Here is a 12678-nt window from a genome sequence, read left to right on the forward strand (position 1 = left end):
GCACGAGCAAAGAAGCGCTTTACAGCAGCCGAATGGCTGATCAAGGTGACTCGCTCCGAAGGAGCGAAAGCCTTTGCCTTCAACAGCAAATCAAACGCAAGAGCAGCGGAGCAAGCGCCGCTCTACGAGATCACTGCCACCTGCACGAACGTCCATGGATCCCCGCGTTCGCGGGGATGACGGTAGAGAGATAGCGCGAAAGTCGCTGGGTCCCCGCTTACGCGGGGACGACGGCAGGTAGATCAGAGGAACGCGCCCAAGGCACACCCAAACCTCACACCAACGAAGCCACCCTCCCCCTCCGAACCCCCACAAACACCATCGACACCGCCGCCGCCAACAACAACGCCCCCGCCAAACGAATCACATTGCGCGGATCCCCACCCAACGCACTCTCGTAATACAACGGCAAGGTCAGGATCTGGATCAACATCGGCAACACGATGAACAGATTGAACAACCCCATGTAAACACCGGTACGCTCCGCCGGAATGCTCTCGGCCAGCATCAGATACGGATTGCCCATCATGCTGGCCCAGGCCAGACCGATCCCGACCATCGGCAGCAACAACAGCCAACGATCCTGGATCGCCGGCAGCATCAGCATCCCGATGCCCGCCGCGATCAGGCACACCGTATGCGCCGATTTGGGACCGAAACGACGCGCGAACGGCACCATCGCGAATGCCGCCACGAACGCTACGAAGTTGTAGAAACCGCCGATCTGTCCATTGATCAACCCGGCCTGCCGGAACGCATGCGAGGTCGGATCGGTGGTACCGAACAGCGTGCTCGACAACGACAGCACGATGTACTGCCAGTAACAGAACATCGCATACCACTGGAACAGCATCACCGGCGCCAGCTGACGCATCGTCGGCGGCATCTCGCGCAGTGCGCACGCGATCTCGCGCAGCGTCGCGCCGACGCCGCGTCCTGACTGCCGGATGCGCTGCAACTCCACCGGTGTCGGCTGCGGCTCGCGCACGCTGCGTGAGGTCAGCAGAATCGAAACCGCCGAGAACACCGCACCGATCAGGAACGCGGCGATGGTGACGTAGGGAATGTGGTGGTCGTTGGCCGCGTCCTGATCCATGCCGAACCACACCAGCAACGGTGGCGTCAGATAGGCCAGGGTCTGGCCCAGCCCGGTGAACGCGCTCTGGGTCAGATAGCCGAGCGGGCGCTGGCGTGGTTCCAGCACGTCGCTGACCAACGCGCGATACGGCTCCATCGCCACGTTGTTGGCCGCATCGAGCACCCACAGCAGGCACACTGCCATCCACAGCGCGGTGCTGAACGGCATCGTCAGCAGGCACAGGCTGCACACCAGCGCACCGAGCACGATGAACGGCATGCGCCGCCCCCAGCGCGTGGTGGTGCGGTCGCTGATCGCGCCGACCAGCGGTTGCAGCACCAGGCCGGTCACCGGCCCGGCCAGCCACAGGTACGGCAGGCTGGCGTGATCGGCGCCGAGGTAGTTGTAGATCGGGCTCATGTTGCTCTGCTGCAGCCCGAAGCTGTATTGCACGCCGAAGAAGCCGGCGTTGAGCGCGAGTACGCGTGTAAGCGAAAGCGTGGGACGTTGCGGCGGCATGCCGGGAATTCCTGCGCGAAGACGATGAAGGGATCTGATCGACGTCGAGTATCAGCCGGGCCCTTCTCCCCTCGCAGGAAGCGGTCTCCAAGAGGCGGATGAGCGTACGGACTGATGCCTCATGCAACCGAACGTCGCAGGGACTTCAACCGCATCCTCGCCCCGACCCCGCTCCCGACGGGAGAGAAGCCTCGATGACTGACACCCGACGCTGATCGGGTGGAAAGAAAGCCGGGTCAACGGCCTTGGTCGCTATCCTGGGGATTATTGCAATCGTTTGTAACGCTGCGCCGCAGCAAGCGAGCTGCATAATTTATCGACCACACACGCATCCTGACCATCTGGCGATGGCATGCTGCGGCGCAGGATTGCAATCGTTTGCAAAGATGCGTATCCCTACGCCCCGCGACGTCAGGCCGGCCCCCATGCCGGTCCGCCCCGGGGAGGGACGGAACACGTGCGCTCCCGTTCGAGACACCCCATTCCGCTAGCGAGGGAACCGATGTACACGCAATCCGCATTCCGCCTGCATGCCCTGGCCTGGGCAGTGACCGCCGCGCTGGCCGCGCCCGCCGCGTTCGCGCAGGAGGCCGGCAACGCCCAGTCCGACAACAACGCGGTCAACCTGGATGCCGTGGTCGTCACCGGCACCGCCACCGCCAAGAGCAAGCTCAAGGCCGCCATCTCGGTGAGCACGGTCGGCGCCGAGGCGATCGAGCAATCCTCGCCGCGCTCCACCGCCGAGATCTTCCGCAACATCCCGGGCATCCGCTCCGAATCCAGCGGTGGCGAAGGCAACGCCAACATCGCCGTGCGCGGCCTGCCGGTCGCCTCCGGCGGCGCCAAGTTCCTGCAACTGCACGAGGACGGCCTGCCGGTGCTGGAATTCGGCGACATCGCCTTCGGCAACGCCGACATCTTCCTGCGCGCCGACTACAACATCGAACGCATCGAAGCGGTGCGTGGCGGCTCGGCCTCGACCTTCGCCTCCAACTCGCCCGGCGGCATCATCAACTTCATCAGCAAGACCGGTGACGTGAAGGGCGGCAGCGTCGGCATCACCCGCGGCGTCGGCGGCTGGGACAACACCCGCCTGGACTTCGACTACGGCCAGCCGTTCGCGGAGAACTGGCAGTTCCACGTCGGCGGCTTCTACCGGCGCGGCGACGGCGTGCGCGATGCTGGCTATGCCACCGACAAGGGCGGCCAGCTCAAGGCCAACCTGACCCGGTTGTTCGAAAACGGCTACGTGCGTGTCTACGCCAAGTACCTCAACGATCGCGCCGCCGGCTATCTGCCAGTGCCGACGCGCGTGAGCGGCAGCGACGGCTCGCCGCATTTCGGCAACGTCGGCAGCTTCGACCCCGGCACCGACACGCTGTACAGCCCCTACTTCCGCAGCAGCCCCAGCCTCAACGGCGACAACCGCTCGACCCGCATCGACCAGGGCGAAGGCATGCATCCGGTCTCGCGCGCGATCGGTGCCGAAGCCCAGTTCGACGTCGGCGGCTGGACCTTGAGCGAGAAGTTCCGCTACGCCGACACCTCCGGCAGCTTCGTCTCGCCATTCCCGGCCGAAGTCGCCGACGCCGCTACGCTGGCCGCCGAGATCGGCGGCAGCGGCGCGACACTGCGCAACAGCGACGGCTCGACCTATACCGGCCAGGCCGTGCGCACGCATCTGTTCAACGTGCGCATCAACGACCTGAGCAACATGGTCAACGACCTCAGCCTGGCGCGCGATCTCGCCATCGGCGACGGCAGCCTCAACATCAAGGCCGGCTGGTACAGCTCGCGCCAGAACATCGATATGGACTGGATCTGGAATTCCTACGTGCAGAGCCTGTCCAGCCGCTCGCGCCTGCTCGATGTGGCCGCCGCCGACGGCAGCCTGCTCTCGCAGAACGGTCTGTACGCCTACGGCGTGCCGTACTGGGGCACCGACAACACCCGTCATTACGACGTGCGCTACACCATCAACGCGCCCTACCTCGCCTTCGGCTGGGAACAAGGCCCGCTGAGCCTGGATGCCAGCCTGCGTTACGACATGGGCAAGGCACGTGGCTCATACGCCGGTGGCGCGCTGGTCAGCAACCTGGACGTGGATGGCGACGGCGTGATCCAGGCTCCGGAGCGCAGCGTCGCGGTCATCGACTACGCCAACAGCAAGCCGGTGCATTACGACTGGAACTACCTGTCGTACTCGTTCGGCGGCAACTACCTGATCACCGATGATCTGGCCGCATTCGCCCGCTACAGCCGCGGCGCACGCGCCAACGCCGACCGCCTGCTGTTCGGTGTGGTGCGCGACGATGGTTCGGTCTCGTCCAGCGAAGCGGTCAACTTCGTCAAACAGCTCGAAGGCGGCCTGAAGTGGCGTTATGACAATCTGAGCCTGTTCGCCACCGCCTTCGCCGCCAGGACCGAGGAACAGAACTACGAGGCCACCACCCAGCAGTTCTTCAACCGCACCTACAAGGCGCATGGCATCGAACTGGAAGCGGCTTACCGCGTCGACGGCTTCGGTCTCAACGGCGGCGTGACCTGGACCGACGCCAAGATCGACAAGGACCAGATCACCCCCGCCAACGTCGGCCACACCCCACGCCGCCAGGCCAAGTTCATCTGGCAGCTCACCCCCAGCTACCGGGGCGATCGTTACGAAGTGGGCGTCAACGCGATCGGCACCACCTCGTCCTACACGCAGGATTCGAACGAACTGAAGATGCCGGGCTACACCCAGGTCAACCTGTTCGGCACCTATCGCGTGACCGATGCGCTGACGCTGTCGCTCAACGTCAACAACCTGTTCGATACCTTCGGCCTGACCGAAGTCGAGGAAGCCAGCATCCCCGACAACGGCATCATCCGCGCCCGCTCCATCGCCGGCCGCACCGCCAGCGTCGGCCTGCGTTACGACTTCTGATCCACTGCACAGGAGCATGCCGCGTCCTGCGGGGCGCGGCTTCATCATGAATTCCGCGATCGAGACGCCCCCCCACCGCCACGACGCCCTGCTCGCCGCGTTCGTCGAGCACACCGATGTCATGCGACCCCGCTACACCGCGCATGCCGCGCGCCTGTTCGATGCGCTGCACGCGTTGTACGGCACGCATCCGGCCTACGCGCCATGGTTGCCGGACTGGCTGCAAGCACTGGCCGAGGTGATCAAAGAACGCCCGGCCGAACTGACCCGGCTCGATGCCGAACGCACACCCGGCTGGTTCGGACATCCGTCGATGCTCGGCTACAGCGCCTATGTCGACCGCTTCGCCGGCAACCTGCGTGGCGTCGCCGAACGCACGCCCTATCTGCAGGAACTTGGCGTGCGCTACCTGCATCTGCTGCCGTTCCTGCGCATGCGCGAAGGCGACAACGACGGCGGCTTCGCGGTCAGCGACTATGGTCAGGTCGATCCGCGCCTGGGCAGCAACGCCGACCTGCGCATGCTCACTGCACGCCTGCGCGAAGCCAACATCAGCCTGTGCGCCGACTTCGTGCTCAACCACACCGCCGACGATCATCCGTGGGTGGTAGCCGCGCGTGCCGGCGATACGCGCTATCGCGACTACTACCATCTGTTTGCCGATCGGCAGACGCCGGATGCCTACGAAAGCACGCTCGGCCAGATATTCCCGCACACCGCGCCCGGCAACTTCACCTGGATTCCAGAAGCACAAGCCTGGGCCTGGACCACGTTCTATCCGTTCCAGTGGGATTTGAACTGGAGCAACCCGCAGGTGTTCGGCGAGATGGCGTTGGCGCTGCTGCGGCTGGCCAATCTCGGCGTCGAAGCCTTCCGGCTGGATTCCACCGCGTTCCTGTGGAAGCGCCCCGGCACCGACTGCATGAACCAGCCCGAGGCACACGTCATCCTGCAGGCGCTGCGCGCGATGATCGACATCGCCGCACCGTCGGTCGTGTTGAAGGCCGAGGCGATCGTGCCGATGGCGCAGCTGCCGCCCTACTTCGGCGAAGGCGCCAACACCGGCCACGAATGTCACCTCGCCTATCACAGCACGCTGATGGCGGCCGGCTGGTCGGCACTGGCACTGCAGCGCGGCGACATCCTGCACGAGGTGATCGCGCACAGTCCGCCGTTGCCGTCCGATTGCGCGTGGCTCAGCTACGTGCGCTGTCACGACGACATCGGCTGGAACGTGCTGCGCAGCGAAGCTGCCGGGCGCGACGGCCATCCCCCGTTCGCACTGGCCGATGTCGCGCGCTTCTTCGCCGGCGGGACGCCGGGCTCGTACGCACGCGGCGAGCCGTTCCAGAGCGATGGCAACGGTGTGCACGGCAGCAACGGCATGACCGCCGCGCTGGTCGGCATTGAAGAAGCACAGGCACGTGGCGACACAGCCGCGCTGGCCATCGCGATCGACCGACTGGTGCTGCTGTACGCGCTGGCGCTAGCGATGCCCGGCGTGCCGCTGATCTACATGGGCGACGAACTCGCACTCGGCAACGATCACGACTTCCGCGACGATCCCGAACGCCGCCACGAAGGCCGCTGGCTGCATCGTCCGGTGATGGATTGGACACGCGCGGAGGCTCGCCATGATCAGCATGACATCGCTGGGCAGGTCTACACACGCTTGCGCCGCCTGATCGAAGTACGCCAGCAGCAACCCGACCTGGATGCCGCCCGATCCCTGCACACCCTGCCGCTACCGGAGCCGCAGCTGTTCCTGCTCGCACGCGGCGAAGACTTCGTCGGGCTGTACAACTTCGGCACGGAAGCGGCCGAGGTCGACCTCGCCAATGTCACCGGGCATGCCGACTGGATCGCGCTGACCGATGGGCGTATCGATGCGCCGGCGCACGAAAACAACGCCCGCATCACATTGCCCGGCTACGGCTTGCGCTGGTTGCAGCGGCGCTGAGGCACCCAGAACCTCGTAGGAGCGGCGTAAGCCGCGATGAAGCTTCCCCGGTAAAGCCTCATCGCGGCTCACGCCGCTCCTACGATCCGCTTAACCGATCCATCCGGATCCGGTTGGCGAACAACGAAAACGCCAGCATCCCCGCCAATCCACTGGTCCGCGCCACCCAGCGCGGCAACCAGCGCGGCGGCGCCAGCGTGCCGTCCTCGAACAACGGCGCCAACGGCTCGACATCCTCCAGCGCCATCTTGCCGGCGAACAACCACCGGCACAGCGGCAACCGATCACGCTGCAGCGACTGGCGGAAAAAGGTATGCACCGCCACCAGCCCGCGCAGGTACACGGTGTCCTTGCAGAACGCCGCGCCGCCACTGGTCGGCACGCCGCGGAACACCCGCTGCGCCGAAGCAAAACTCTCCGCCTCGCTCTGCCCGGCATCGAGGAAGTAACGGAACACCTCGACGAAATCCGCACCGTCGCGTGCGCGTGCGATCGCCTCGATGCGCAGGCTGATCCGCTTCATCCGCTCGATGTCGATGCTGCCGGTGATCTGCTCGGCAAACGTCGCCAAGCCTTCCTGCGTGGCGGTCACACGCGGCGAGGACAGCGCCAGGCTCGGCAGATGCACCTGCTCGCGGCCATTGAGCCCGGTCAGCGAATGCACCAGCGCCTCGTGGTTGAACAACTGCGCCCGGTCGTAATCGCTGAAACTCGCGCCACTGCGTAGGCGGATGCGCTCCGGACCCGCCGCAGCCTTGGCGATCAGCTCCGGATCCAGCTCGACCGTGATCACGCGTCCTTCGAAAAACTCGTCGAGATCGCCCTGCAGTTGCAGCGCCAATGCCGTCGCCGAAACCGGCACCTGCTCCTCCGGCGCCAGCAGTTCGCGATCCAGCTCCTGCGCGATCTGGATGAAATGGCGCGCCGCCTCGCGCGTGGTCGGCCCGGCACCCGGCATCGGGTCGTCCGGCACGCCGAACAACTGTTCCGAATAGCGCGCCGCCTGCGCGCTGCCGAGCGACTCCAGCAGCGCCGCAGCCACATCCCAGCTGCGCACCGATTCACGCAGGTAGTGACCGAACGGGTGTTGCGGATCGGCCGCCTTGGCGATCGCCTCCAGCTCGCGGCGCGCATCGCTGAAGTCCAGTCGCGGGTAATCGACCTGCGGCGGCTTCACCGCGCCGCGCGCGAAACCCTCGAGGAACGGTGCCTGCAACGAGGCCGGCCAACTGGTCAGACCGAGCAGCCGGATCCCGCGTACCGCCCGCACCAGCCGCGCATCGAGTGCGGCGTGGACGGCAATGGCGGGATCGATGCTCCCCATCCGCGCTCAGTGCCGGCCTGGGCGCCCACCGGGGCGCTTGCCGAGATTCTTCTTGCCCGGCACCTTCGCGGCGGCGTTCTGCACCAACCTCGCCGCCAGCTTGTCGGCAGCGCCGGCCACTTCCTCGCGCAGCTTGAGGTAGTTCGCCAACCGCGCCCGATCGAGCTGACCCGCCTCGATCGCCGCGCGCACCGCGCAACCCGGTTCGTTCAGATGCGCGCAATCGCGAAACCGGCACTGCGCCGCCAGTGCCTCGATGTCACCGAAACCGCCTTCGGCCAGGTCCTCCTCACCGGTCGGCTTCAATTCGCGCATGCCGGGCGTGTCGATCAGACAGGCACCGTCCGGCAACGCGATCAACGCGCGATACGTGGTGGTGTGACGGCCACGCGAGTCATTCTCGCGCACCTCGTTGGTACGCATCTTCTCCACACCCAGCAAGGTGTTGGTCAGCGTGGACTTGCCGGCACCGGAAGAACCCACCAGCACCGCGGTGCGTCCCGGACCCAGCCACGCGTGCAATCCCGCCACACTCTGCGGATCCTTGGCATTGACCGCACGCACTGCCACATCCTGCGCCGCCAGCTCGACCAGCGCAGCGACCGCGCCGGGCACGTCGGAATTGCGATCGGCCTTGGTCAGCACCACCACCGGCTGCGCGCCGCCACTGCCGACCAGCAGCCGGTAACGCTCGATCCGGCGCGGATTGAAGTCGGCATCCAGCCCGCAGACGATGAACACCGTATCGATATTGGCCGCGATCACCTGCTGGTGATAATGCTCGCCGGCCGCGCCGCGCTTGATCGCGGTGCGCCGCGGCAGCAACGCGACGATCCGCACGCCCTCCATCAATACCCAGTCGCCCACCGCGGCACGTTCATGCGACGGAAACCGCGGCAGCTGCCATTGCGGCAGCGACTCGGCCTTGAGCGACGCCTCGGCGCGATCGGCCACCACGTAACCGGAGCGATGCTGCTCGATCACCCGTGCCGGCAACGCCTGCGGATGCGCCGCAAACAGCGCCCGCCAGCCCGGATCCTCGGGCGCGCCGGGCCAGGGCCAGCCGATTCGGCGCAGCGCGGGGTAGTCGGGGGAAGCTTGAGTCATGGCGGAGATTCTACGGGGTGTCATCGGTCCCGCCTGCACGGAGCCCGGCGGTGACGCCCCGTGGAGCCGAGCTTGCCCGGCTGAGGCTTTCCCGATGAAGCCCAGCCGAGCAAGCCCGGCGCTAGCTCCGATCGGGATCCTTCTGCCGGACGCCGCCGCTGCTTTAACCCTCGGCAAAACGTGGTTGCAACTGCAAGGAAATCGGCCATTCAGCCCTGCCACATTTCCGCTACCATGCCGGTTCCACGCCCAAAACCGGCCCACGTCGATGTCCAACAGCCCGCAAAAGCCGCTCGCCACGCGCGCGCGCCTGTCCGAAGTCCGCTACGAGATCCGGGGCGAGCTGGCGCGGCGAGCCAGGGACTTGGAGGCGCAGGGCCGCAAGCTGGTCAAGCTCAACATCGGCAACCCCGGCAACTTCGGCTTCCGCGCGCCCGAGCACCTGCAGCGCGCGATCGCCGACGACATGGGCCGCACCGACCCGTATACCCATCAGCAGGGCCTGCCGCTGGCGCGCGAGGCGATCGCCGACGCCTACGGCCGACGCAACCATCCCGATGCCCATCCGGACCGGATCTTTATCGGCAACGGCGTGTCCGAGCTGATCGACCTGTCGCTGCGCGCCCTGCTCAACCCGGGCGACGAAGTGCTGGTGCCCTCGCCGGACTACCCGCTGTGGTCGGCCGCGACCATCCTCAACGATGGCCGCCCGGTGTTCTACAGCTGCCTGCCGGAGAACGGCTTCCTGCCCGACCCGGTGCAGATCGAGACCCTGATCTCGCAGCGCACCCGCGCGATCGTGCTGATCAACCCGAACAACCCCAGCGGCGCCAGCTATTCGCGCGAGCTGCTGGAGAAGATCGTGGCGATCGCGCGCAAGCACGACCTGCTGCTGATGGTCGACGAGATCTACGACCAGATTCTCTATGACGGGGCGACGTTCCAGCCGATCGCGCCACTGGCCGGCGAAGTGCCGTGCATCACCTACGGTGGCCTGAGCAAGGTGCACCGCGCCTGCGGCTGGCGCGTGGGCTGGGCACTGCTGTCGGGCGACATCGCCCGCGTCGGCGACCTGCGCAACGCGATGGACCTGCTCGGCGCACTGCGCCTGTGCGCCAACGTGCCGGGCCAGTACGCGATCGAAGCCGCGGTCAACGGCCCGGACACGATCACCGAACTGTGCTCGCCGGGCGGACGCCTGTACGAAACCCGCCGCGCGGTGATCGAGGCCTGCGCTGCCAGCGAACACTTGTCGCTGGTCGCCCCGGCCGGTGCGCTGTACGCGTTCCCGGCGGTGGTCGGGCACGCTGCGCGCAGCTTCGACGATCATGAGTTCGCACTCGAACTGATGAACGAGGAAGGCGTGCTGGTGGTGCCGGGCTCCAGCTTCAACGTGCCCTACCGCAACCACTTCCGCGTGACCCTGCTGCCGGAACCGGCAGTGATGCGCGATGTGTTCGCGCGTATCGACCGTGCGCTGTCGCGTCGTGCCGAGGCCAATACCAAGGTCGTGCCGATCAAGCGCAAGCAGTCGGCTGCCTGACTCCCTGTCGGCGCGTTCAGTGCGCGCCGGCCTTCGAAAACACGTTCATCACCAGCACGCCGGCGATGATCAGCGTCATGCCGGCGATCGCGGGCATGTCGAGTTTCTGCCCGAACGCCAGCCAGCCGATCAAGGCGATCAGTACGATCCCCAGCCCCGACCAGGCCGCATAGGCGATGCCGACCGGGATCGTCTTCAGTGTCAACGACAGCAGATAGAACGCGACCGCATAGCCCACCACGACCACGATCGATGGCAACAGCCTGCTGAAACCATCACTGGCCTTGAGCGAACTGGTCGCCACGACCTCGGCCAGGATGGCGCCTCCCAGTAACAACCATGGCTTCATCACACGTCTCCTTGACGGACGAACGCCACGATTGTGTATGCTCGGCGCCCATTGCGGCAGCCTTGTTCATGCCGCGTTTTTCTGCGCAACGGCCGCCTATTCCATGACCCTCCGTTACCTCGCCCTGGGCGATTCCTACAGCATCGGCGAAGGCGTGCCGGAAGCCGGTCGTTGGCCTGTGCAACTGGCGCAGGCGCTGCGTGCCGAAGGTATCGCGCTGGCTGATCCGCAGATCATCGCAACCACCGGCTGGACCACCGACGAGCTGGATGCCGGCATCGACGCCGTCGCTCCGCAGGGACCGTGCGCGCTGGTCACGCTGCTGATCGGCGTCAACAACCAGTATCGCGGCCGCTCACTGGACGAGTACCGCGTGCAGTTCACTGCCTTGCTGGAACGCGCGATTGGTTTTGCCGATGGGCATGCCGGGCACGTGTTGGTGCTGTCGATCCCTGACTGGGGTGTCACGCCGTTCGCGCGGGCATCGGGCCGCGATGCGGCCATGATTGGCCGCGAGATCGATGCGTTCAACGCAGTGGCTGCCGACGTTTGCGCCCAGCGTGGTGTCGGTTTCGTCGATATCACGCCTTACAGCCGTGCACACGGCCATGAAGTGGAGATGCTGGTCGATGACGCGCTGCACCCATCCGCCATGATGTACGCCGGCTGGACCGCGTTGACGCTGCCTGAAGCCCGGCGTGTTTTTTTGTGAATCCCTCACAGGAGCACCGCACATCCATCCGCGGGGATCTTAGGATGAGCGTGACTCCCCAGACCCGGAGCGCGCCATGAGCGATGCTACCCGTCCGTTGAGCCCCCTGCGGGCCCACGCCATCGCGCGTGCGTTCCTGCCGACGCATCCGCTGGGCAACCGCTACGACTACTACTACACACGCATCAAACTGCGCACCGACCCGCTCTATCCCGGCGTGCTCGATGCCCTGCGCGCCACCCGCGCGCCGCTGCTCGATCTCGGCTGCGGCCTGGGCCTGCTCGCGCATGCACTGCGTGCCGACGGTCAAGCACTGGACTATCGCGGTGTGGACATCGACGCCGCCAAGATCCAGCGTGCGCGCCGGATCGCCAAGCGCAGCAGCCTGATTCGCACGCGTTTCGATGTACTCGACCTCAAGCAAGGCACGCCTGACCACCGTGGCAGCGTGGCGATCCTGGACGTATTGCAGTACCTGTCCGAAGCCGGCCAGGCCGATCTGATCGCACAGGCCGCACGCATGTTGCAACCCGGCGCGCGGCTGGTGATCCGCTGCGGCCTGGACGACAGCAGCCGCCGCGGTCGCACCAGCAGGATTGGCGACGTACTCGCCCACGTAGCCGGCTGGATGCAGGAACGCCCACGCTCCCCGCCTACCCGCGCACGCCTGCAAGCCCAGCTGGAAGCCGCCGGACTGCGGGCGCGCTTCGCACCGCTTTATGGCAATACGCCATTCAACAACTGGCTGATCGTTGCTGAGCGGGGCTAGCGCATTTTCGTTTCGGGTATTTGCCGCTCCTACGGTTCATGGCTCTCACCATCACTCGATCCCGACATGTCCCATGTGCATTGGAACTGGGTGCTTTTTTTCGTATCGCTTCCGCGTAAGTGACACTGCTGCGATGTGATCGAAAGTCGCTGGGTCCCCGCCTACGCGGGGACGACGGGGAGCGAGTATCTGGCGATCCCGACCAGACTGGCACTTCAAGCCAAAGCCAAGCTTTTGCCGTTGCTGTTGCTGTTGCTGTTGCTGTTGTTCGTGATTTTGCTTTTGCTTTGCCGCTTTTATGGCCCCCCCATCCACAGCGACGGAGCCAGCGGGAATAACCCGAAGGGCGACGTGCATGGATGCACGTCGTTTTCTGCCGCGGCATGGATGC

Annotated in this window: 11 protein-coding genes; 7 read left to right on the forward strand and 4 right to left on the reverse strand. The window is 65.9% G+C overall.

What is annotated here, in order from left to right:
* Window positions 1-180: hypothetical protein (locus tag AC3WJE_RS20255; protein WP_493732643.1), on the forward strand; the 180-nt coding region annotated here is incomplete at its 5' end.
* A gap of 94 nt (window positions 181-274) precedes the next feature.
* Here AC3WJE_RS20255 and AC3WJE_RS20260 read toward each other — a convergent pair.
* The gene (locus tag AC3WJE_RS20260) at window positions 275-1597 is read right to left on the reverse strand and encodes an MFS transporter (protein WP_493732644.1); all 1323 of its coding nucleotides are present in this window, start codon (window positions 1595-1597) and stop codon (window positions 275-277) included.
* A gap of 502 nt (window positions 1598-2099) precedes the next feature.
* Between AC3WJE_RS20260 and AC3WJE_RS20265 the strand changes: the two genes are divergently transcribed.
* Window positions 2100-4523 (forward strand): TonB-dependent receptor, encoded by a 2424-nt coding sequence (locus AC3WJE_RS20265; protein ID WP_493732645.1) that lies wholly within the window; start codon window positions 2100-2102, stop codon window positions 4521-4523.
* A gap of 46 nt (window positions 4524-4569) precedes the next feature.
* Complete coding sequence (locus AC3WJE_RS20270) at window positions 4570-6483, forward strand: alpha-amylase family protein (protein WP_493732646.1); 1914 nt, start codon at window positions 4570-4572, stop codon at window positions 6481-6483.
* A gap of 79 nt (window positions 6484-6562) precedes the next feature.
* On the opposite strand, the gene AC3WJE_RS20275 is transcribed toward AC3WJE_RS20270, so the two are convergent.
* Together AC3WJE_RS20275 and rsgA are read right to left on the reverse strand one after the other, a co-directional pair.
* Window positions 6563-7807 (reverse strand): flavohemoglobin expression-modulating QEGLA motif protein, encoded by a 1245-nt coding sequence (locus AC3WJE_RS20275; RefSeq protein ID WP_493732647.1) that lies wholly within the window; start codon window positions 7805-7807, stop codon window positions 6563-6565.
* Between the two features lie 6 nt (window positions 7808-7813).
* Window positions 7814-8914, reverse strand: coding sequence for a ribosome small subunit-dependent GTPase A (gene rsgA, locus AC3WJE_RS20280; RefSeq protein WP_493732648.1), 1101 nt, complete (start codon window positions 8912-8914; stop codon window positions 7814-7816).
* Between the two features lie 268 nt (window positions 8915-9182).
* On the opposite strand from rsgA, the gene AC3WJE_RS20285 reads away from it, so the two are divergent.
* Window positions 9183-10457 carry a pyridoxal phosphate-dependent aminotransferase gene (locus AC3WJE_RS20285; protein WP_493732649.1) on the forward strand — a complete coding sequence of 425 codons (1275 nt, stop codon included), beginning with the start codon at window positions 9183-9185 and terminating at the stop codon, window positions 10455-10457.
* 16 nt (window positions 10458-10473) lie between these two features.
* Here the strand turns inward: AC3WJE_RS20285 and AC3WJE_RS20290 are convergent, their stop codons facing one another.
* Window positions 10474-10806: an SMR family transporter gene (locus tag AC3WJE_RS20290; protein WP_493732650.1), complete on the reverse strand. Its 333-nt coding sequence runs from the start codon at window positions 10804-10806 to the stop codon at window positions 10474-10476.
* Window positions 10807-10909: 103 nt separating this feature from the next.
* Between AC3WJE_RS20290 and AC3WJE_RS20295 the strand changes: the two genes are divergently transcribed.
* The 3 genes from AC3WJE_RS20295 to AC3WJE_RS20305 form a co-directional block, all read left to right on the forward strand.
* A complete protein-coding gene (locus AC3WJE_RS20295; protein ID WP_493732651.1) occupies window positions 10910-11518 on the forward strand; it encodes an SGNH/GDSL hydrolase family protein in 609 nt (202 codons plus the stop codon).
* 76 nt (window positions 11519-11594) lie between these two features.
* Window positions 11595-12287: a methyltransferase domain-containing protein gene (locus AC3WJE_RS20300; protein ID WP_493732652.1), complete on the forward strand. Its 693-nt coding sequence runs from the start codon at window positions 11595-11597 to the stop codon at window positions 12285-12287.
* A 135-nt stretch (window positions 12288-12422) separates the two neighbouring features.
* Window positions 12423-12678, forward strand: a 256-nt coding sequence (locus AC3WJE_RS20305; RefSeq protein ID WP_493732653.1) for a hypothetical protein, incomplete at its 3' end; no start/stop codon positions are given.

Source organism: Pseudomonas sp. GW821-FHT07E12 (assembly GCF_058986605.1).

Bases quoted from the DNA above. Each gene is read 5' to 3' on its own strand.
- AC3WJE_RS20295 (WP_493732651.1), top strand. From the start codon at position 10,910: ATGACCCTCCGTTACCTCGCCCTGGGCGATTCCTACAGCATCGGCGAA.
- AC3WJE_RS20270 (WP_493732646.1), top strand. From the start codon at position 4,570: ATGAATTCCGCGATCGAGACGCCCCCCCACCGCCACGACGCCCTGCTC.
- AC3WJE_RS20290 (WP_493732650.1), bottom strand. From the start codon at position 10,806: ATGAAGCCATGGTTGTTACTGGGAGGCGCCATCCTGGCCGAGGTCGTG.
- rsgA (WP_493732648.1), bottom strand. From the start codon at position 8,914: ATGACTCAAGCTTCCCCCGACTACCCCGCGCTGCGCCGAATCGGCTGG.
- AC3WJE_RS20275 (WP_493732647.1), bottom strand. From the start codon at position 7,807: ATGGGGAGCATCGATCCCGCCATTGCCGTCCACGCCGCACTCGATGCG.
- AC3WJE_RS20285 (WP_493732649.1), top strand. From the start codon at position 9,183: ATGTCCAACAGCCCGCAAAAGCCGCTCGCCACGCGCGCGCGCCTGTCC.
- AC3WJE_RS20300 (WP_493732652.1), top strand. From the start codon at position 11,595: ATGAGCGATGCTACCCGTCCGTTGAGCCCCCTGCGGGCCCACGCCATC.
- AC3WJE_RS20265 (WP_493732645.1), top strand. From the start codon at position 2,100: ATGTACACGCAATCCGCATTCCGCCTGCATGCCCTGGCCTGGGCAGTG.
- AC3WJE_RS20260 (WP_493732644.1), bottom strand. From the start codon at position 1,597: ATGCCGCCGCAACGTCCCACGCTTTCGCTTACACGCGTACTCGCGCTC.